The following is a 19,799-nucleotide window of genomic DNA, read 5'->3' on the forward strand; positions in this document are numbered from 1 at the left end:
TTTGTTTAAAGCACATGTCAGACGAACAAATCTTGCGGACCTTGCCCTGATACACGGTTGCAGGTGGGGGGGAAGAATTATGCCCCCAAAAGCACACCCTGTCTTGCAGCGTAAAAATCAGCAACCCGATCCGCCACCTGTCTCACGTGCGTTTCAAAACGTCCATCCCCATGCATTACGAGCCATTGGTGTTCTCGCAGCTCTTCAATCTCATCGCCGGTTCGCTGCAGCTGCTCTTGCGCGTCACCAATGAAGCAAGGCAGCACGGCTTTGCCAACTCCTTGCAACGCGAAGTCCAGCATCAGACGTGGTGCTGTCACATAGGCCGCGATAGCTTCGCTATGATTGGCCATCACATGGCGGGAGGAGCGGGTCGATGCATAGTCAGGATGCAAACACAACCACCCCATGCTATCAGCGTCTGTCACATTTTTGGCAGCGTAAGGGGCAAAGCCAATCTGTCCAAGGCGCTTGGCAGCAAGGTTGCCCTCCTCAGGCCGGGCACCGCGAATGCCGATATCCACCTGGCGGTGTTCGATGCCAAGCCGCGCCTCCGTTGGCACGAACACCAGATCAAACGGGTCATCGCTCCTGCATAGTGTTTTGAACCCGTTGGCCAAGAACAAGGAGGTCCATGTGCCTGCGGAAAGTTTTACTTGAGGTTTGCGTGTTCCTTGGCGCAACCAGCTCTCCAACTCGGCCATTTCAGTGGCCAGAGGTCTCAAGCGAGCGAGCAGCTCTTGCCCTTCAAGAGAAAGGCTCAAGCCTGACTTGCCTCGGTGGAACAGGCGTTGGTTCAGATCCTTTTCAAGTTTCAAAAGGCTCCGCCCAAACGTTGCAGAGCTGACACCTAGCTGTCGGGCGGCTTCGGCCTGCGTGCCGAATTCGCTGAGCGCCAGAAACGCGCGTATCTCCGAATAAATGCCGGGTTTCATTTCTGAAAGCGCCTTTCAAAGGTAGCTACTGTGAGGACATGAGTAAGATCAATAACTTGAGGGCGTTAGCAAACCTGAGGAAGTTCCATGTTAATTGTGCCTCTGCCCCCAGTAAACCGTGAAATAGGTCAGAAAACTCCAGAAAAACGGGATGAAGAGTTCTACCAGAATGCCGAGTTTCTTGAGGTGCCGCCGTCCGTCCGGCGCTTGCCGAGGGCGCTCGCTGCGCTGGCTTTCTCTGTGCGCCAGATGTTGCTCATTAGAAAAGCGTTGCTTGTAATCCGGCTTTGGTCGACACGTTAGGTGCAGGCAGGGCAGAACCGGGCGCCCTGCAAAAAAAGGCTGGAGGAGCCTCCAGCCTTTCCTCAGTCTGTCAGGTCGGCATCAGAGCGTGATGCGGTATTTCGCGAAGCCGTCCGCCCCATCTCCTGCGGCCTCAATGGCCACACCTTTCACATCCGCCATGAATTTCTGGCCTGCCGGACCAGTTTCAAACAGCACGGTTGTGTTCGGGGCTGGCTTGAAGGTCCAGTTGGCATCGGCAGACGGGTTGATGGTGCCCTGTTCCACGATATAGCGCACGATGACATCGCGGTTGGTGTCCGGGCCAACAAACACCACAACCTCATCGGTAATACCCGGGAAGTTGCCGCCGCCACCGGCGCGGTAGTTGTTGGTGGCCACAATGAAGTCCTGCTCCATGTCCAGTGGCTTACCGTCAAATTGCAGGTCAACGATGCGGCTGGCGTCCGGGTTTATCAGCTCTCCCTTCGGGCCATACTTGGAAGGCTGGGTCAGGTCGATCTGATAGGTCACCCCATCAATCACATCGAAGTTGTAGCTCGGGAAGGTCGGATCAATCAGCGGCTGATCTGCCTTGCCGGGTTCAATCCGCTGGAAGATGCCGGCTGAGCGCTCCAGCCATTCCTTCACGTCCTTGCCCTTGATCTTCACCGCACGCACGGTGTTCGGATAAAGGTAGAGGTCCGCCACGTTCTTGATGGCGATGTCGCCTGCAGGCACATCCGTGTAGTACTCAGCGCCGCCGCGGCCACCGGCCTTGAACGGTGCCGCCGCCGATAGCACAGGCAGACCAGCAAACTCGGAACTCTTCAGCATCTCCTTGATGTACCAGGTCTGCGCCTGAGACACGATCTGCACGGATGGGTCATCTGCGACCAGCGCGAAGTAGGAATGAAGCGGTGCCGAGGTCTTGCCCACCGGGCGGCGGATGTAGGCGAGTGTTGCCTCATGGTCTTCGGCAACTGCTTCAATCAGGCGTGGATCGCTCTCTTCCAGTGGAATGTTCTTGCGCCCCTCCTTCTTGTAGATCGCTGGCGTTTCAACGGTGTAGTTGGCAATGCGCCAACCGTTGTTGCCATCCCGCTCGACCATCAGGTCGATCACGCCAAGGTTTGAGCCCCAAAAGCCGCCCATGGCGGTTGGCTTGCCCATGACGGTGCCTTTTTCCGCGTCTACGCCCGGAATGCCCTCAAATGCAGGGCCAGGGAACACCAGATGCTGGTGCCCGGTGAACATGGCATCAATGCCATCCACACCTGCCAGATAGAGCGACGCATTTTCCATGCCCTCGCTCTGGCTTTCGCCGCTGATGCCGGAGTGAGACAGCGCAACGATGATGTCGCAGCCTTCTTCCTTCATCTGCGGCACCCATGCTTTGGCGGCATCCACAATGTCACGGGCGCTTACATTGCCCACCAGATGACGGGCGTCCCAGTTCATGATCTGGGGCGGTACAAAACCAATAAACCCAACCTTGATTGGGTGTTCAGCGCCGCTGCCATCCTTGATCATCTTCTCAACGATCACGTAAGGCTTCAGGAACAGATCATCGCCGCGTCCGTTGCTGGCCAGAGTGCCCTTGGCAACGTTGGCGCAAACAAACGGGAAGTTGGACCCCGCCAGCACCTTGCTCATGAACTCAAGGCCATAGTTGAACTCGTGGTTGCCCAGCGTACCGGCATCAAAACCAAGAACGTTCATGCCCTTGATGACCGGATGCAGGTCACCTTCACGCATGCCGCGCTCATAGGCAATGAAGTCGCCCATGGGGTTGCCCTGCAAGAAGTCACCATTGTCCACCAGCATGGTGTTGGTGGCCTCAGAGCGGATGCGGTTGATGATGGATGCCGTCCGGGCCAAGCCTGCCGTATCAATCGGCCTGTCCGAGTAATAGTCGTAGGGCATCACATGAACGTGGAGGTCGGTCGTCTCCATCAGGCGCAAATGCGCCGTGTTTTCCTTGGCCAGTACAGAGTAAGGATGAAGCATGCTGGCCGCGCCGGTGGCCGCAAGGCCTCCCATGAAGCTGCGGCGGGAAAGACGAAATCCGGTCACGTTTGGTACCCCCAAATGATAGGTTCGGGAAAGGAGAGTAAGGCCCCAGCCTGCGCCCGCCAGTCCTCATGGCAGACGGGCAGGGTGAAGCCCCATCGTTCTTTTGAAAGACGCGCAAAGCATCCCAGAACAATGTTGCAGCATAATGATACTTCACCGAGAGGTTGTAAAACCCTGCCGCGTTACTTTCCTCAAGCTTTTGCATCTTTTGGTTGTGGTAGGGTGAAGTCACCAAGCGTCGTCAAATCACCCTGAAAAATGCCGATTGCTGCCCGGTTTTCGCCTGCAAATCAGGTCACCCATTGCTCCTGCCCACGTTGCGGGCAGTTCATCCCTCCCGGTTGAGTTTCATTTGCGTTGAATGGTTGTGCGCCCCGCAGTCACGCTCTGGTCTGTGATGGGCACTGGTGCGTCCCATTGGTGGTCTCGCCTGTTGTTTCAAACGTGTTTGCTTCTCGGTGGGAGCCAAATCAACGATCCAGGAAAAGCAGCAAGGCTTTTCCAATCAAGTATGTGAGGGCCATAACGTGATCGCTCGAAAGAAGCCCCTAGGCTTGCTGGCAGGTGTGTGCCTGCTCGTGCTCTCTGGCTTTTCCGCCAGTGCCACAGGTGCCAAGATGGAGCCGTCGGCGGACGACCCGCTGGTCAGGAATTTTGCAGCAGTTGAAGCGGAGCTGGGCAACCGCGTCGGGGCCTTTGTTCTGGACATGGGCTCTGGAGACGTGTGGTCTTACCGCGCCGATGAACGCTTTCCCTTGAACAGCACATTCAAGAGCTTCGCCTGCGCCGGGTTGCTTGCCAAGGTGGATGCCGGTGAGGAAAATCTCCTGCGCACCATCAAGATCGAAAAGGCAGATCTGGTCACCTATTCCCCCATCACCGAAACCTTTGCCGACAAGGAGCCCATGTCCCTTGGCCAGCTCTGCCACGCCATGCTCACGGTCAGCGACAACACGGCCGCCAACATGGTGCTGGAGGCTACAGGGGGCCCAAGAGCGCTCACGGCCTTCCTGCGTTCCATTGGCGATGAGGTCACCCGCCTTGATCGCTATGAAACCCGCATGAATGAGGCAACGCCCGGCGACCCGCGCGACACCACGTCCCCACGGGCGGCCGCGACATCCTTGCAAAAGCTCCTGATGGGCGACGTGCTTGAGCCCGCTTCACGGGCGCAGCTGCTTGACTGGATGCTTGCCAACCAGGTCAGCAGCGCCTTGCTTCGAGACAACCTGCCGGAACGCTGGCAAATCGCTGATCGCTCAGGGGCAGGCGGTTACGGGTCTCGGTCCGTTATCGCAATGATCTGGCCTGAAAAACGCGATCCAATCGTTGTCGCGCTCTACATCACCGGCACGGAACTTTCGATGGAACAGCGCAATGACGCCATTGCCAAAATGGGCACGGCGATTTTCGAAAGGGTCCAGCAACAAGCCAACTAGGGCCCATGAGTGCTAAGGCTCAATTGGCACAGTCTCCCCCGAAACGCGTCCGGGGGGGACCTTTCGCCTCGCGTTCACGTTCCTGTGATCGCACAGGTTCCACGTAGCCAGCCTTTTCGCAACACCCTACGTTTTGGTGTAGGTGACGTTAGGAGAGGTTGGCGGCGATGTTCAAACACTTGCGATTGTGTGTGCTCCTTCTGTGCTTTCCCGTGTTTGTGGCCAGCGCCTCCTCAGAGGAGCTGGATTTGGAGCTGGTGCTTCTGGCGGATGCTACCGGCTCCATCGACAACGCGGAAATCCGTTTTCAGCGGCAGGGCTATGCGGAAGCCATCACCGACCCAGCCGTGGTTTCGGCCATCACCGACAACATCTACGGCAAGATTGCCGTGACCTACATCGAGTGGGGCGCCACCGGCTCCCAAGACATCGTGGTGGACTGGATGGTGATCGATGGCGCTGGCACTGCGGCAGCGTTTGCCGAGCGCCTGATGGAACCTCCTCGCCGGGCCTATGGCCGCAACGCCATTGGCGAAGCTCTGCTTTTTGGCATGGCCCGTATTGAGAGCAACAGCTACACGGGGCTGCGCCGGGTCATTGACCTTTCTGCGGACAGCGCAACAAACTTCAGCGGCCCGCCGATCAGCAGTGCGCGCGAAACGGTCGTCAACGCAGGCATCACGATCAACGGCCTTGCCATCTTGTGTCGCCATTGCTCGGGCCGCCCCGCCAACTATGATCTGGAAAAAGCCTTTGCCGAGCGGATCATCGGCGGGCCGGGCTCTTTTGTCGTGACGGCTGACACCATGGAAACCTTCTCGGATGCAGTCCGCCGCAAACTCATTCTCGAAATCGCAGGCATTGAACCGGAAACCAAAGTCGTCCGGCTGGATTAACATTTCTGGCATCACCAGCACATCGCCCGCCTCACACTGATGGCGCCACCCCGCCATACCGATAGCGTCACCCCGGCATTTCCTATTCCACTGCCGTCATCCCGCACCCCACCGCCACGTCATCCCTCTCGGCATCGCCCACACCCCCGCCGTCATCCCGCACTTGATGCGGGATCCAGCCGGCAGGTTGCCACCAACTCCGGTGCACTGGGCTCTGGATACCGGATCAGCGGCTCGCTCCCGCTCCCCTTGTCCGGTATGACGCAGGAGGGGGGAGGAAACGCCAACGGGCCTCACGGTTTTCGCGGTAGAAGCAATGCACCGCCGCTCCGCCTACGATTGGGACCTGCCGAAGTGTCTTCCAAGCGTCGCTCGTTCTCCCAAGTCTTCTAAACCGTCACGGCTGTCCCGTCGCGCTCACACCCACACCGTCATCGCTTACCGCAACCCCGCCACCGTCACCCCGGCATCTCCTATTCCCCCGCCGTCATCCCGCACTTGATGCGGGATCCAGTCGGAAGGACGCCACCAACTCCGGTGCACTCGGCTCTGGATACCGGATCAGCGGCTCGCTCCCGCTCCCGTTGTCCGGCATGACGCAGGTGGGGGAGGAAACGCCGACGGGCCTAACGGTTTTCGCGGTAGAGACAATGCACCGCCGCTGCGCATATTATTGTGACCTGCCGAAGTGTCTTCCAAGCGTCGCCCGCTCTCCTAAGTCGCCCACACCCCGCCGTCATCCCGCACTTGATGCGGGATCCAACGGAAGGCCGCCACCAACTCCGGTGAATTTGGCTCTGGATACCGGATCAGCGGCTCGCTCCCGCTCCCCTTGTCCGGCATGACGCAGGTGGGGGAGGAAACGCCGACGGGCCGAACGGTTTTCGCGGTAGAAACAATGCACTGGCGCCATGCTTCTTTTTCTTCCGAGCATCGCCTTCACCACTAAAGTCGCAAACCTGCCACCGCCACACCTTCATCCCGCAACCCACCACCACCGTCACCCACCTGCTACACCCACCACCGTCATCCCGCACTTGATGCGGGATCCAGTCGGAAGGACGCCACCAATTCCGGTGCACTCGGCTCTGGATACCGGATCGGCGGCTCGCTCCCGCTCCCCTTGTCCGGCATGACGCAGGAGGGGGAGGAAACGCCGACGGGCCTCCCAACCTTCGCGGGAAGAAACTTGGTATTCGCCGCTCCGCCTACGATTGGGACTTGTCGAAGTGTCTTCCGAGCGTCGCCCGCTGCACTAAAGTCGCCCAAACCGACACGGGTGTCCCGTCGCGCTCACACCCCCACCGTCACCCAGCTACTCCCCCCACCGTCATCCCGCACTTGATGCGGGATCCAGTCGGAAGAACGCCACCAATTCCGGTGCACTCGGCTCTGGATGCCGGATCAGCGGCTCGCTCCCGCTCCCCTTGTCCGGCATGACGCAGGAGGGGGGGGCGAGGGCCCGACAACATCGCGCTGGCCCTGACAAGGCTACACGCCAACCTCCCAGATTTTCGCTGTCTGTATGGAACCAGATCACTTCATGGCTGGCCGCATTGCCTCATACCACTATCACCCGTCGCGCTCACACCCCCACCGTCACCCAGCTACTCCCCCCGCCGTCATCCCGCACTTGATGCGGGATCCAGCTGGAAGGACGCCACCAATTCCGGTGCACTTGGCTCTGGATACCGGATCAGCGGCTCGCTCCCGCTCCCCTTGTCCGGCATGACGCAGGAGGGGGGGGAAGGGCCAACGGGGCCATTGCGGACGCCGAGGAAGAGGCGCAGCGCTGGTGCTACGCTTCTGTTTCGTCCTCAAGGATGTGTCTTCCAAGCGTCGCCCACACCCCCGCCGTCATCCCGCACTTGATGCGGGATCCAGCCGGAAGGATTCCACCAACTCCAGCACGACGGGCACAGCCTCAGCCGCTATTCCGCTGCTTCACTGGGTTCGTAGCCAAGGCGCTTGTTCAGCTCGTGAATGAGCCCTTCTGCCGCTTCGGAAATGACCGTGCCCGGTGGGAAGATTGCCGAGGCACCGAAGTCATAAAGTGCATCATAGTCTTGCGGCGGCACGACCCCGCCCACCACAATCATGATGTCCTCACGTCCTTCCTCGGCCAGTGCCTTGCGCAGGGCAGGAACAAGGGTGAGGTGGCCGGCTGCCAAAGACGACACGCCCACAATGTGCACGTCGTTCTCCACGGCCTGACGTGCCGCTTCCTCTGGCGTGGCAAACAGCGGGCCAATGTCCACGTCAAAACCAAGATCGGCAAAGGCGGAGGCAATCACCTTCTGGCCTCGGTCATGCCCGTCCTGACCCATCTTGGCCACCAGAATACGCGGGCGTCGGCCGTCGTTTTCCTCAAAGGCCTCAACGAGTTTCTCCACGCGGGAAACGGCGTCAGACATGGTGCCAACCTCTCGTTTATAGACCCCGGCGATGGACTTGATCTCCGCCCGGTGGCGGCCAAAGGCCTTTTCCATCGCCATGGAAATTTCGCCCACGGAGGCCTTGGCGCGGGCTGCTCTCACACACAGGTCCAACAGGTTGCCGGTACCCTCTCGTGCCGCGTTTTCAAGATCGGTAAGGGCGGCCTGCGTGTCGGGCTCAATGCGTTCTGCCCGCAGCCGTTCCAGCTTCTCAATCTGCCGTGCGCGCACCTCCGCATTGTCCACCTGCAAAACTTCAAGCGGCTCCTCACGGTCGGGGCGGAACTTGTTGACGCCAATCACACTTTGATGGCCGCTGTCGATGCGGGCCTGAGTCTTGGCAGCCGCTTCTTCAATCCGCAGTTTGGGGATGCCTTTTTCAATGGCCTTGGCCATGCCGCCCAAGGATTCAATTTCGGCAATGTGTTCCAAAGCCTTGGCTGCCAGGTCGTTGGTCAGGCTCTCAACATAGTAAGAGCCGCCCCATGGGTCGATCGTCCGGGTGGTGCCGCTTTCCTGCTGCAAGAACAGCTGCGTATTGCGGGCAATGCGCGCCGAGAAATCGGTTGGCAGGGCAAGGGCTTCATCCAGCGCGTTGGTGTGCAGCGACTGGGTGTGGCCTTGGGTGGCTGCCATGGCCTCCACGCAGGTGCGAATGACGTTGTTGTAAACGTCTTGCGCCGTAAGCGACCAGCCCGAGGTCTGCGAATGGGTGCGCAAGGAAAGGCTCTTGGCATTTTGCGGCTGGAAGTTTTCTTGCATCAGCTTGGCCCATATCAAGCGTGCAGCACGCATCTTGGCCACTTCCATGAAGAAGTTCATGCCAATCGCCCAAAAGAACGACAGGCGCGGTGCAAACCGGTCAATGCCCATGCCCGCTGCCACGCCCGCGCGGGCGTACTCGATGCCATCAGCAATGGTGAAGGCCAGCTCCAGGTCCGCCGTCGCCCCAGCCTCCTGCATGTGATAGCCAGAGATGGAGATGGAGTTGAACTTCGGCATGTTCTGCGCAGTGTAGGCGAAGATGTCGGAAATGATCCGCATGGAGGGCGCAGGCGGGTAGATGTAGGTGTTGCGCACCATGAACTCTTTCAGAATGTCATTCTGAATGGTGCCGGACAGCTTTTCCGAGGAAACGCCCTGTTCTTCTGCGGCCACAATGTAAAGCGCCATGACAGGCAAAACCGCCCCGTTCATGGTCATGGAAACGCTCATCTGGTCCAGCGGAATGCGGTCAAACAACGTGCGCATGTCATAAATGGAATCGATGGCCACCCCGGCCATGCCCACATCACCGGCCACCCTTGGGTGGTCACTGTCATAGCCCCGGTGGGTGGCAAGGTCGAACGCCACGGAAAGGCCTTTCTGCCCCGCAGCCAGATTGCGCCGATAGAACGCGTTGGAGGCCTCGGCTGTCGAAAAACCGGCGTACTGGCGAACGGTCCACGGCTGCTGCACATACATGGTCGGGTAGGGGCCGCGCATGAACGGGGCAAGTCCCGGCCATGTCTCAAGGTGTGCCATGCCTTCAAGGTCGGAAGGGGAATAACTCGGCTTCACCGAAATCCCTTCCGGCGTCATCCAGCTTTCGGCCATCCCCTTGGGCGCGGAAGGGGTGGCGTCTTCAAAGGCGATCTTGGAAAAGTCAGGAAACCGGCTCATCACATCGCCTCCTTGGAACTGGCAGCGGGCATGTTCATGGCATCAACGCAGGCCCGCAGTTCCTCCAGTATGTTGCTGCCCGTGTAAATGAAGGCGTCAAGCCCGGCGGCCTGCAGCTTGTCTTCAAGGTCTGGCAGTCGGCCAGCGAGCGTGATCCGGCGAGCCCCAAATTTTTTCAGCAATGCGCAGGCATCAGCCGCCTGCTCGGCATAAATCTCGTCAGAGGAACAGAGGCAGGCAATTGTTGCGTCGCTCGACGCAAAATCTTTCGCAATATCCTCGATTTGTTCAAAATCTTTCATAGGCGTGCACTCAAAGCCGCCAGCGGCATAAAGGTTGGCCGCAAACGTCGCCCGCGCCGTATGTTGTGCAACAGTTCCTAAAGTGGCCAGAAACACCTTTGGAAGGTGTCCGTTCTTGACTTTGAACGCTTCTGCAGCGGCTCTAAGTTCTTCAAAAGGCTCAGCAAGTCGTTTTGGTTCAAGGGGCGGGCAGGTGTCGCCGCCAACGCGCGTACGCGCCGCAATCACATCCGCAAGAGAAGCTTGTCCCCGTAGTGCCGCCACAACGGCCTTGCTCAGCGCGCCATCAATAGTCGGTGCAGGCAGCTCAATGTGGTTTGTGCTTTCTGAAAGGTCCTGGCTCGCAACATTCAGCGTTTCAATGGCTGCTTCATGCAGGTTGGGGAAAGAACTTGTCCCCGTCAGAGGGGCCTTGCCCGTTGCAAGTCGCAGCTCCTGCTCAATGCGGCTTTTCTCAATGTCTTCAGCAAGTTGCCCACTTGTGAGCGCGTTGTAGATGCCGCCAAGTCCCTCCAGCTTCTGGAAGTAATCCCAGCTTGCGGCCACCAGCGCATCGGTGCGTTCTTCAATCATGCCGCTGCCAGCACCCGGATCCATCACGCGATAAAGGTTGCTCTCCTCAGCGAGGATAAGTTGCGTGTTGCGTGCAATGCGGCGGGCAAACGAGTTGGGAAGACCGAGGGCCGAAGTGAAGGGGAGAACACAAACACTATTCGCCCCGCCCACACCAGCGGCAAAGGCCGCTACCGTGCCACGCAGCATGTTCACCCAAGGGTCGGATTTCGTCATCATCCGCCATGAGCTTTCCATGTGCAGCTTGAGCGGCAGCTGGTCATAGCCGGAGGCTGCCAGCAGGGCCGCCCACAACTTTCGCATGGCGCGGGCTTTGATGATCGTTAGAAATTGGTCGGCGTCGGCGCTCAAGGTCACATTGATCAGGGCAGGAAGGCGGTCCGTTGGCACGCCGCCCCGTTCAAGCACGCGGAAATAGTAGAGCGTGCAAGAAAGGGCAATTGCGAGCTCTTGGGTGGCATTGGCACCAGCATCATGAAAGGTGCGCCCATCCGCCCGCACCAGGGCACTTTGTACCCCCCGCTCTGTGGCATAACTCACCATGTCGACAAGGCGGCCCTCAGGCACTTCAGGCGGATTGCCTAGCCAGCCACGACGGGCATAAAACCCGATTATGTCGGCAACACCCTCCACTTTAAGCTGCTTGGGATCTACGCCTTGATCGAGACAAGCTTCAATGACAGCCAGTGAGAGCGCGGTCGCCTCATGACCACAACTCAATCTAAGGGTGATAAGATTGCTAAGCACACCGTCAAGAAGGCGCTTGGCATCATCAAGAGTGCGAAGGTCTATCCCCCCGGATCTGGCGCGGCAGCTGGCCGGAAAAACCAGGTCTATCCCACTTGCGCCGCCCTCAAGGTCCTCAAGGAGCTGGGCATTTGCCTGCGAAATATCCGGGATATCCACGCGCTGCACGAGCGTCCATGGTAGCGCGTCCTCCCTCAGATGAAGTGGAGCAGCTGTTTGAGATCCCCCGTATATCGGAAGGGTGATAAGTCCATCCCCACCAACACTCCGCAATTTTTCAAGAGCCGCACCCTTCAGGGCCCTGGTTGCCGCATCCTCCCAGTCGGCACGCGTGCTCTTCAGAAACTCTTCTGGAATATCAATATGTTGCGCTGTCATTATTCGTCCTTCCCCCGGTTTTATACGAATGAACGGCTATCGGGCGCAAGCTATGCCTTTGATTGATCCGTATATCACAGCCCTTTCTACTGGAAGCTCTCCCTAGGTTTCGCAGTCCCCAAGCGTTTATGGGCAATAATAACACTAGGCTTAATTGTCCTAAACTTATCCTAGTTGACCCTGCTTCAAGTTGCGCTGTTAATTATGCTTATCAAGAGGTTAACAACCAAGCGGTTCAGGTGGGTTGAAGGCTGTGGAAGCCGTTCTAAGTCTTTGGGTGGATACGCCGGTGTGCAGATAACACCTTTAGGCCATCGAGGGACCTGAACCCAAGTGATTATAAGGAAGCGTCGAGGGGCTTGTCAGTCTAACTCCTTGAATACGCCACTGAAATGTCGGTATGGCGTTGGGAGGTCCGAAAGCGGTTCTTGTTCACTTTCTTGGAAGTGGGACGTCAAACAGAGCGGAGGCTTGCTCCTCAGAGACTTAAAAGGGATGCGGGCTGAAGCACATGAACAGGTTCGGGACAGGGGGATAACAAGGGCTCAAGAGTGCCTGCGCTGCAACCTGCGAACCGGAACAACAGTTTTGAATTGATGAATTACGTGCAGGCTTTGGGAAGGTGGACAACATGAACGATACTTTGGACATCGAGGCAAAGGTACGGGCGATCGCAGAGGCGCGAGCCGCCAAACCAGTTCTCGATATTGTGGAGTCCTATCTGCGTCGTTTGGGTGCCTCCCACATTCTCATCACCGGTCTTCCCATGCCCAACCGGACCATCGACAGTTTGGTCCACCGCTTCCGTTGGCCGGACGAGCGCAACGGAGGCATTGAGCGCACGGCGCTGGCTGCCAACGATCCGGCACTTATGCTCGGTCTGTCCGGGAGTCGTCCCGCCATTCGCTCGGTCGCCAGTTCTGAGATGGCTAACTCGGAACTCTTTGGCGCCATTGGCGAAGGGGCGCGTGTTATGGTGGTTCCGGTCGATGCCTTACGTCCCTTCCAGGCCATGGTCATGGGGGCAGGGCGCAACTTGTCCACGGAGGCCTATGACCTTGCGTCTCTCGAGATCGTATCTTCTGCAGCCTTCCGACGGCTGTTTGAGTTGGGGGTTATTTCAGACCAGCGGCCGGGTGATTTGTCCACGCGGGAGCGTCGGGTTCTGGAGTTGACTGCGCTCGGCAAGACCGCCCACGAGATTGCCGATCTTTTGCAGATTTCTCAGCGCACCGTGCACGCCCATCTTCAAAATGCCAGTGCTAAACTCAATGCCTCCAACAAGACCCACACCGTGGTTGAAGCGCTGCGCTACGGCCAAATTCAGATTTGAGGCACGGGGACAGTTTTTTGTCTCATAGGTCAGGTGATTTATTGAGCGCTGACTTATCCTCCTTTCTGGAGTGAATAAGTCGATCGGGAGTGCATGTGTTTGGCTGCGCTAAACCGTTCCTCTGTCGCCAAAGCTTGCCTTGTTGGCGGCATTGGCTGCGGACATGATCCCGGCATTGTAGTGGGCGTTCTTGCCGAAAACACACGCAGGCGTCCGGGGGGCGGTAGCCTTTTTGGCACTGGCGGGCCAGCAGGCTGGCTGGCAGGCAAACAGCAGTTGTGCTGGATTGAAAGTGCAGAGGCACCCTTGGTGTGAGGCGTCGAAAATTCCGCCTTCTTAAAAAAACAACCGCGCGTTGAGGCTGCAGGAAAAGATCGCTCTTGGGCGGATACTCTACAGGCAGAAAATAGGCAGAAAAAAAGCCCGTCGCTCTCAAGCTGCGACCGGGCTTTCATTCATGGGGCGGGAAAGGTCCGCGAGGCGGGGCAGGTGCCCTTAAGCGATCTGCTTCAGTCCTGGTACCTTCGCAATGATCTGATCAACGCGCTCGTCGCCAATGCGCTCTTTTGCAAGCTTTACGGTCTCACGAGCCACTGTGTGGATCTGCGACATGCTCAGGCCTGCGCCTGTCAGCTCATTCAGCGCAGCCAACATCCCCACGGAAGAAGACATGCGATTGGCCAGCCCGCCCAACAGGCCGGAGTTCTCTTTGGTCTCTTCTGCATTCAGGAAGGACTGTGCGGCCGGAAATGCTTCCAAAAGCGCATTCATATCTTCCTGACCCGCATTTTTGGACACGAAGTTCAGGATGACACCCACAGCGGTTTTGGCTTGTTCTTCGTCCAGTTCCGTCTTCTGGACAATCCGATCAATAAGTACGTGCATATCTCTCTCCCTATCCGCCCCCTGACCAAACCGATCGTGTGGATCGGAAAGAAGCGAGTGCGGGATTTCCCGTTCAGGATGACTACCTTAAGATTAAGTTTCTCTGCGCTAATTAGCAAGGCATCATAATTGGTAGTCAATCCGCCCAAAGGTAGTAAGCGCCTGATTTTCAAAAGCTAATGTTTCAAATTGCGGTTCAAGCTCTGCATAAGCGTTGTTTCATTCACAAAATCAGAGAATTTGACGGTGAGTTGTGTTAGGCCAGAAACACTTATCTGACCGTTTTTCGCTGATGGTCCCCGCATCGGTGTCGGATCAGATGTCTTCAAGTGCGATGAAATTCAAAAAGGATGGCCAAAATGAGCGCTGTGAATCAGGTCCTGAACCGCATTGATCAGGATATCGACGCCAGCGTGGAGCGGCTTTTTGATCTGCTGCGGATCAAGAGCATTTCCACTGACCCTGAGTACAAGCAGGACTGTCGTTCTGCAGCACAGTGGCTGGCGGATGAACTGACCGCCATTGGCATTCCTTCTCAAGTGCGCGACACAACGGGTCACCCAATGGTGGTGGGTCACCGCGTGGCCGATGATAAACCCGGTCCGCACGTTTTGTTCTACGGCCATTACGACGTGCAACCCGTTGATCCAATTGAGCTTTGGGACAACGATCCGTTCGAGCCACGGATAGTGACGCGTGATGATGGCTCCAAGATCATTGTTGCCCGCGGTGCAAACGACGACAAGGGCCAGTTGATGACCTTCGTGGAAGCAGCGCGCGCCTGGATTGCCGAGACTGGTGATCTGCCGATTTCGGTCACCGTCATGCTGGAAGGGGAAGAGGAAAGTGGCTCTCCCTCTTTGAAACCGTTTCTAGATGCCAACAAGGACGAACTCTCTGTTGATCTGGCGCTGGTCTGCGACACCAACATGTGGGACCGCGAGACCCCGGCGATCACGGTGATGCTGCGCGGCCTCGTTGGAGAAGAAATCACGCTGCGTGGTCCAGACAAGGATCTGCACTCCGGAATGTATGGTGGTGCGGCGCGTAACCCGCTTCACGTCCTGTCCGACATGGTTGCCGGTCTTCGCGATGAAACCGGACGCATCACGCTGCCAAACTTCTATGACGGCGTAATCGAAATGCCGGAAGACGTCATGACAATGTGGGGCAACCTTGGTTTCTCCGAACAGGAGTTTCTGGGCGGCGTCGGGCTGAAAAATCCGGGCGGAGAGCAAGATCGAACGGTTCTTGAACAGATCTGGACCCGACCGACCTGCGAAGTCAACGGCTTGTGGGGTGGCTACAATGGCCAAGGCTTCAAGACAGTCATCCCATCCGAGGCCTACGCCAAGATTTCCTTCCGTCTCGTGGGTGATCAAGACCCCCAGAAGATCCGGGAGGCGTTCCGTTCCTACCTCAAGTCCAAGACCCCGGAAGACTTTGAACTGGAGCTGCACCCGCACGGCGGCGATCCTGCCTTGCGCATGGCGTTTGATGCACCTGCACTGGACAAGGGCCGTCAGGCGCTAACAAAGGAGTGGGACAAGCCAGCAGCGCTGATTTGCTCGGGCGGCTCCATTCCAATTGTGGGGCTGTTCAAGAACGTTCTTGAAATGGATTCTCTTCTGATCGGCTTCGGTCTTGACGACGATCAGATCCACTCACCCAATGAGAAGTATGAGTTCAACAGCTTCCACAAGGGTATTCGCAGCTGGGCGCGCGTTCTGGATGCGCTTTCCAAGGACTGAGCAAAGATGATTTGCAGGTTGGAGACCGGGTGCGAATACCCGGCTCCAATCAAGTGAAATGGGAGCGACTATGAAATCGATTTGTGTGTTCTGCGGCTCAAGCCCGGGAAAGCGTGAGGAATACAAGGTGGCAGCGACCCAGCTTGGGCGTAGCATCGCCGAGCGCGGACAGACGCTGGTTTACGGCGGTGCCAAGGTAGGCCTCATGGGCATGGTTGCCGATGGAGCCTTGGAAGCAGGCGGCAAGGTTGTGGGCGTTTTGCCAGAAGCGCTATCAGCGAAAGAACTGGCGCATCCGGGCCTGAGTGAATTGCACATTGTAGGGTCCATGCATGACCGCAAGGCCATGATGTCAGACCTGTCCGATGGCTTTGTGTGCCTGCCTGGCGGTGCTGGCACAATGGAAGAGATGTTTGAGGTCTGGACTTGGGCTCAACTTGGCTACCATAAAAAGCCATGCGGCCTTCTGAATGTGAATGGCTTTTATGGGCGCTTGCTCGCCTTTCTTGATTTGATGGTCGAGGAAGAGTTCTTGAAGCCCGACATGCGCGAAATGGTGCTCGTAAAGGACACGGCAGCGGCGATGCTGGACGCCTTTGATGCCTATCAGCCACCTCGCGTGCCCAAGTGGATTACTCGCGCAGAAACCTGATGCCAGTCTGGTTTAGCAGTTAAAAAAGTGATTTTGGTCAGTGGTCGAGGTAACTCTTGTCGAGGCGACTGACCAATAGAAGCGCAGCCACAATGGCTGCCATTGCGCCCCATTCGAGCAGAGAGGGCCAGCGCGCAGCCGCAAGGCTGCCCAAGATCAATGCGGTAACGCATTCAAGGCCGCCAGCACTCGCACTCATCACCCGTCCAGCGATCGGCGCACCATAGGCCATAAGCATCTGCGGAATAATGCCTGTAAGCAGCATAAGGCCCAGAAGCGCGCCCCAACCGTTGAGCCCCTCCGGCATCACTTGAGTAGCAGATGACAAAAGCAACAGAGGCAGCATCACCAGCATGGTACCGGTGAACAGGCAGGCTGCGACCTGAAGTGGCGCAAGGTAGTCCGCGCCTTGGTTCATCTTGTGGAGCACGAGGGCATAGGAAGCGGGTCCAAGAAAACCGTAGGCAAGTCCTTGCAAACTGAGCGGCTGTGTTGCGGAAGTTCCAGACCAAACGAGGCCAATTCCCAAGAGCACAAGGGCAGCACTCATGGCGCCGGACTTTCCGATGTCCTTCTTGTCGAAGAGCTTGCGAGCAACCAGCGAGAATAGAGGATAGGAGAAGAACAGCAGCACCGCCAGCGTAACGGGCAATAACGACAGGGCTTTGAAGAAGGACCACGCGCCAAGCCCCATAAGTGCCCCGGTCAGCAGGAATTGCTTGCCGCCTGTTCCCGTTTTCAGTGCACGAGGCAGCAGCCATCCAAGAAGCAACGCGGGAAACCCGTAGCGTGCCACAACGGCGATTTCCGGCGTCAGGTTTCCTGCGTATCCGGCAAGTGCAAAATAGGGAATGCTGCCATAACCCACCGCGCTCGCAAGCACAGCAAGCACGCCAGTTTCCGATCTTTGTGCATGGGGAAGCGAGGGCTCCGGTATCATGACGACAGTGCTACCAGAAGCAACAAATGCCGTTCAACCGAAGCCCGGATCTTTCCGGTGGATACACCTGAAGCATGCCCTAAAACCGTCACAGGTGTGTGGTGCGCACATCAGATGTGGCCGGTTCGCAAGCGTTCAAAGGCGAAGTTAACCCAGCGCGATCAAGCCATCTAGTGAGGTGAGTACAGCTGCCGGGGACAGATCCTGATACTCATCAGGAACGTTAAATCGGTTGATCCAGACGGTGCGCATGCCAAACTTGGACGCACCTGCAATATCCCAGCGGTTTGACGACTGGAAGGAGCAAGCCTGCGGGTAAAGCCGGAAATGCGTGGTCACCATGTCGTAGACATCAGGGTCTGGCTTGAACTTGCGCAGCGTATCGACAGAGAACACCTCGTCGAAAACGTAGGTCATGCCAGCTGCATTCACAGCCGCCTCGAGCATCGCAGGGGAGCCGTTGGAAAGGATCGCAAGGCGCGCCCCTTGTTCCTTCAGGGATTTCAAAACCTCAGGCACTTCCGGGTAGGTATCCATGTGCCAGTACGCATCCAGCAGATCTTTCTTCACGCTCGGATCGCATCCCGGAACGATTTGATAAGCCGTATCCAGCGCTTCCTTGGTGAGCTCCCAGAAATCTGCGTACTGGCCCATCAAGGATCGGGTCCATGAGTATTCTAGCTGCTTTTCACGCCACACGGCGGACAGGCGAGAGCTGTCTGGTCCAACGGCCGCAGCATATTTGCGAACCGCCGCATGCACATCGAAAAGCGTGCCGTATGCATCAAAGATATAGGCTGAATGGCTCATGATAAACTCTCGGGGTTCGCTGCATTTCCTCTCTAGGAAACCGCGATCTCGCTTATTCGTCAAGTCGGTCAAGCTATTCAATTTACTAGGTCTTTTGTTAGTGTGATGTATCTTCCGCAAGGGATAAGCATAAAAATGTGTGCGACACACATCCTGAAGCTAGTTTGAGCTTTGAAGGTGAACATGCGCAAACGGTGCGCTCGGTCAAAACCATATCAGAAACAAGTCCTTACGAACGTGCTGCCAGCAAGACCATGCCAAACAGGAAACCGAGCCCGATGCGCACCGGCTGTTCGCACCGGTGTATCGGGATTGTTGAAATTTCTGTTGCTTTTCCGCGGGGAGGACGCATGAACCGGAAACACAGCGCGTTTCCATTAAAACAAAGGAGAAAGGAAACGACCTGTCGAGAATCGTCCCGGTTGCAACATGTGATGCTGCATTTGCGAGATAGCACGCTTAAATATTTCGTTTTTCGCCAGCTATCGTGAGAACATATCATGAAACTATCTGGGCGGGCGGATATCTTATGCGTGTTTTGTTGTTTAGGCTAGAAACAGTTGACCTCAATCAATTTTCTAGTTTCGATCCCTCCTAAACAAAAACAGGTGGGACGAGCGCTCTGACAACGTGCGCTGAAAAAATGGAGAGATAAAAATGGCCGAATGGTCGAAGACATGGACTTGGGTTGATGGCGAATGGTTGGAAGGTAATCCGCCGCTGATGGGGCCGCGTACCCACGCAGCATGGCTTGCATCCAGCGTGTTTGACGGCGCGCGCGGGTTTGATGGTGTGATGCCGGATCTCGACCTGCACGCGCAGCGTGTCAATAACTCTGCCGGAGCCCTTGGTTTGTCTGCGACCAAGCGGTGGGAAGAGATCGTTGAACTCTCAATCGAAGGCATGAAGAAGTTCGAGCGCCACGAGGCGGTCTACGTAAAGCCAATGTACTGGGCCGAAGCCGATGGCCCAACCGTTATTGATGGAGCGGCGGACTCAACGCGCTTCTGCCTGTGCTTGTTCGAAGCGCCCATGCCGCCGAAAGACAAGTCCATCAGCCTGACCCTGTCGCCGTTCCGTCGTCCTACCATGGAGACCATGCCGGTGAATGCCAAGGCCGGTTGTCTTTACCCAAACAACGCTCGCGCCTCTGTTGAAGCCAAGAACCGGGGCTTTGACAATGCCATCATGCTGGACACTCTTGGCAATGTGGCGGAGTTGACGTCGGCAAACGTGTTCCTCGTCAAGGACGGCGATGTACATACCCCATTCTGGAACGGCACGTTCCTTAATGGCATCACACGCCAGCGCACCATCCAGCTGCTGAGAGAAGCTGGCTACGAGGTTCACGAGCGTACGTTGAGCTTCAAGGATTTCCAGGAGGCTGATGAGATCTTCTCAACTGGCAACTACTCCAAGGTGGTTCCAGTAAATCGCCTAGATGACAAGGAGTTCAAGGCGACGCCAATTGCTGAGCGCGCTCGGGAACTGTACTTCGAGTATGCTGCAAAATCACCGCACACTTACTAGGCGCGAGTGAGCCCTTTTGAGACACGACGACAAAGGCCGGTTTTCCGGCCTTTCAGACTGCTGACAAAGTGATTGAAAGTCCTCGCTTTATGCGGGGACTTTTGATTCAATGGGGTATGTTGAAGAAACCCTCCCCCCAGCAGACCGCTTTTGAGATGGTCAGTCTCGAGAGT

Annotated in this window: 15 protein-coding genes; 8 read left to right on the forward strand and 7 right to left on the reverse strand. The window is 57.2% G+C overall.

Features of this window, described 5'->3' with window-relative positions:
• Positions 1 to 77: 77 nt before the first annotated feature.
• Positions 78 to 935 carry a LysR family transcriptional regulator gene (locus Q3Y58_RS16935; RefSeq protein ID WP_319623058.1) on the reverse strand — a complete coding sequence of 286 codons (858 nt, stop codon included), beginning with the start codon at positions 933 to 935 and terminating at the stop codon, positions 78 to 80.
• A gap of 87 nt (positions 936 to 1,022) precedes the next feature.
• Between Q3Y58_RS16935 and Q3Y58_RS16940 the strand changes: the two genes are divergently transcribed.
• Entirely contained in the window at positions 1,023 to 1,238 is a 216-nt protein-coding gene (locus Q3Y58_RS16940; RefSeq protein ID WP_274217298.1) for a hypothetical protein, read from the forward strand.
• A gap of 81 nt (positions 1,239 to 1,319) precedes the next feature.
• Here Q3Y58_RS16940 and Q3Y58_RS16945 read toward each other — a convergent pair whose 3' ends face one another.
• Positions 1,320 to 3,260 (reverse strand): bifunctional 2',3'-cyclic-nucleotide 2'-phosphodiesterase/3'-nucleotidase, encoded by a 1,941-nt coding sequence (locus tag Q3Y58_RS16945; RefSeq protein WP_319623068.1) that lies wholly within the window; start codon positions 3,258 to 3,260, stop codon positions 1,320 to 1,322.
• A gap of 560 nt (positions 3,261 to 3,820) precedes the next feature.
• Between Q3Y58_RS16945 and bla the strand changes: the two genes are divergently transcribed.
• Together bla and Q3Y58_RS16955 are read left to right on the forward strand one after the other, a co-directional pair.
• Positions 3,821 to 4,732 carry a class A beta-lactamase gene (bla, locus tag Q3Y58_RS16950; protein ID WP_319623059.1) on the forward strand — a complete coding sequence of 304 codons (912 nt, stop codon included), beginning with the start codon at positions 3,821 to 3,823 and terminating at the stop codon, positions 4,730 to 4,732.
• A 167-nt stretch (positions 4,733 to 4,899) separates the two neighbouring features.
• Positions 4,900 to 5,628 carry a DUF1194 domain-containing protein gene (locus Q3Y58_RS16955; RefSeq protein ID WP_319623060.1) on the forward strand — a complete coding sequence of 243 codons (729 nt, stop codon included), beginning with the start codon at positions 4,900 to 4,902 and terminating at the stop codon, positions 5,626 to 5,628.
• A 1,931-nt stretch (positions 5,629 to 7,559) separates the two neighbouring features.
• On the opposite strand, the gene scpA is transcribed toward Q3Y58_RS16955, so the two are convergent.
• Both scpA and Q3Y58_RS16965 read right to left on the reverse strand, forming a co-directional pair.
• On the reverse strand, positions 7,560 to 9,725 hold the full coding sequence (gene scpA, locus Q3Y58_RS16960; RefSeq protein WP_319623061.1) for a methylmalonyl-CoA mutase: 2,166 nt from the start codon (positions 9,723 to 9,725) through the stop codon (positions 7,560 to 7,562).
• On the reverse strand, positions 9,725 to 11,725 hold the full coding sequence (locus Q3Y58_RS16965) for a methylmalonyl-CoA mutase family protein (protein WP_319623062.1): 2,001 nt from the start codon (positions 11,723 to 11,725) through the stop codon (positions 9,725 to 9,727). The genes scpA and Q3Y58_RS16965 overlap by 1 nt, the downstream gene beginning before the upstream one ends.
• A gap of 631 nt (positions 11,726 to 12,356) precedes the next feature.
• On the opposite strand from Q3Y58_RS16965, the gene Q3Y58_RS16970 reads away from it, so the two are divergent.
• Together Q3Y58_RS16970 and Q3Y58_RS16975 are read left to right on the forward strand one after the other, a co-directional pair.
• Entirely contained in the window at positions 12,357 to 13,058 is a 702-nt protein-coding gene (locus Q3Y58_RS16970) for a helix-turn-helix transcriptional regulator (protein WP_274217293.1), read from the forward strand.
• Between the two features lie 99 nt (positions 13,059 to 13,157).
• Entirely contained in the window at positions 13,158 to 13,373 is a 216-nt protein-coding gene (locus tag Q3Y58_RS16975; protein ID WP_319623063.1) for a hypothetical protein, read from the forward strand.
• 180 nt (positions 13,374 to 13,553) lie between these two features.
• Here Q3Y58_RS16975 and Q3Y58_RS16980 read toward each other — a convergent pair whose 3' ends face one another.
• The gene (locus tag Q3Y58_RS16980) at positions 13,554 to 13,943 is read right to left on the reverse strand and encodes a DUF2780 domain-containing protein (RefSeq protein ID WP_274217291.1); all 390 of its coding nucleotides are present in this window, start codon (positions 13,941 to 13,943) and stop codon (positions 13,554 to 13,556) included.
• 359 nt (positions 13,944 to 14,302) lie between these two features.
• Between Q3Y58_RS16980 and Q3Y58_RS16985 the strand changes: the two genes are divergently transcribed.
• Both Q3Y58_RS16985 and Q3Y58_RS16990 read left to right on the forward strand, forming a co-directional pair.
• Complete coding sequence (locus Q3Y58_RS16985; RefSeq protein ID WP_319623064.1) at positions 14,303 to 15,694, forward strand: dipeptidase; 1,392 nt, start codon at positions 14,303 to 14,305, stop codon at positions 15,692 to 15,694.
• 70 nt (positions 15,695 to 15,764) lie between these two features.
• The gene (locus Q3Y58_RS16990) at positions 15,765 to 16,346 is read left to right on the forward strand and encodes an LOG family protein (RefSeq protein WP_319623065.1); all 582 of its coding nucleotides are present in this window, start codon (positions 15,765 to 15,767) and stop codon (positions 16,344 to 16,346) included.
• 37 nt (positions 16,347 to 16,383) lie between these two features.
• On the opposite strand, the gene Q3Y58_RS16995 is transcribed toward Q3Y58_RS16990, so the two are convergent.
• Positions 16,384 to 17,238 carry a DMT family transporter gene (locus Q3Y58_RS16995; protein WP_319623066.1) on the reverse strand — a complete coding sequence of 285 codons (855 nt, stop codon included), beginning with the start codon at positions 17,236 to 17,238 and terminating at the stop codon, positions 16,384 to 16,386.
• A 195-nt stretch (positions 17,239 to 17,433) separates the two neighbouring features.
• Entirely contained in the window at positions 17,434 to 18,096 is a 663-nt protein-coding gene (locus Q3Y58_RS17000; RefSeq protein ID WP_274217287.1) for a haloacid dehalogenase type II, read from the reverse strand.
• Positions 18,097 to 18,753: 657 nt separating this feature from the next.
• Here Q3Y58_RS17000 and Q3Y58_RS17005 point away from each other — a divergent pair.
• The gene (locus Q3Y58_RS17005) at positions 18,754 to 19,626 is read left to right on the forward strand and encodes a branched-chain amino acid aminotransferase (protein ID WP_274217286.1); all 873 of its coding nucleotides are present in this window, start codon (positions 18,754 to 18,756) and stop codon (positions 19,624 to 19,626) included.
• The last annotated feature ends 173 nt before the right edge of the window (positions 19,627 to 19,799 follow it).

This window comes from Nesiotobacter zosterae, from assembly GCF_033843645.1.
Taxonomy (GTDB): Bacteria; Pseudomonadota; Alphaproteobacteria; order Rhizobiales; family Stappiaceae; genus Pseudovibrio; species Pseudovibrio zosterae.

Bases quoted from the DNA above. Each gene is read 5' to 3' on its own strand.
- Q3Y58_RS16970 (WP_274217293.1), top strand. From the start codon at position 12,357: ATGAACGATACTTTGGACATCGAGGCAAAGGTACGGGCGATCGCAGAG.
- Q3Y58_RS16965 (WP_319623062.1), bottom strand. From the start codon at position 11,725: ATGACAGCGCAACATATTGATATTCCAGAAGAGTTTCTGAAGAGCACG.
- Q3Y58_RS17005 (WP_274217286.1), top strand. From the start codon at position 18,754: ATGGCCGAATGGTCGAAGACATGGACTTGGGTTGATGGCGAATGGTTG.
- Q3Y58_RS16990 (WP_319623065.1), top strand. From the start codon at position 15,765: ATGAAATCGATTTGTGTGTTCTGCGGCTCAAGCCCGGGAAAGCGTGAG.
- Q3Y58_RS16985 (WP_319623064.1), top strand. From the start codon at position 14,303: ATGAGCGCTGTGAATCAGGTCCTGAACCGCATTGATCAGGATATCGAC.
- scpA (WP_319623061.1), bottom strand. From the start codon at position 9,725: ATGAGCCGGTTTCCTGACTTTTCCAAGATCGCCTTTGAAGACGCCACC.
- Q3Y58_RS17000 (WP_274217287.1), bottom strand. From the start codon at position 18,096: ATGAGCCATTCAGCCTATATCTTTGATGCATACGGCACGCTTTTCGAT.
- Q3Y58_RS16980 (WP_274217291.1), bottom strand. From the start codon at position 13,943: ATGCACGTACTTATTGATCGGATTGTCCAGAAGACGGAACTGGACGAA.
- Q3Y58_RS16935 (WP_319623058.1), bottom strand. From the start codon at position 935: ATGAAACCCGGCATTTATTCGGAGATACGCGCGTTTCTGGCGCTCAGC.
- Q3Y58_RS16955 (WP_319623060.1), top strand. From the start codon at position 4,900: ATGTTCAAACACTTGCGATTGTGTGTGCTCCTTCTGTGCTTTCCCGTG.
- Q3Y58_RS16945 (WP_319623068.1), bottom strand. From the start codon at position 3,260: ATGGGAGGCCTTGCGGCCACCGGCGCGGCCAGCATGCTTCATCCTTAC.
- Q3Y58_RS16940 (WP_274217298.1), top strand. From the start codon at position 1,023: ATGTTAATTGTGCCTCTGCCCCCAGTAAACCGTGAAATAGGTCAGAAA.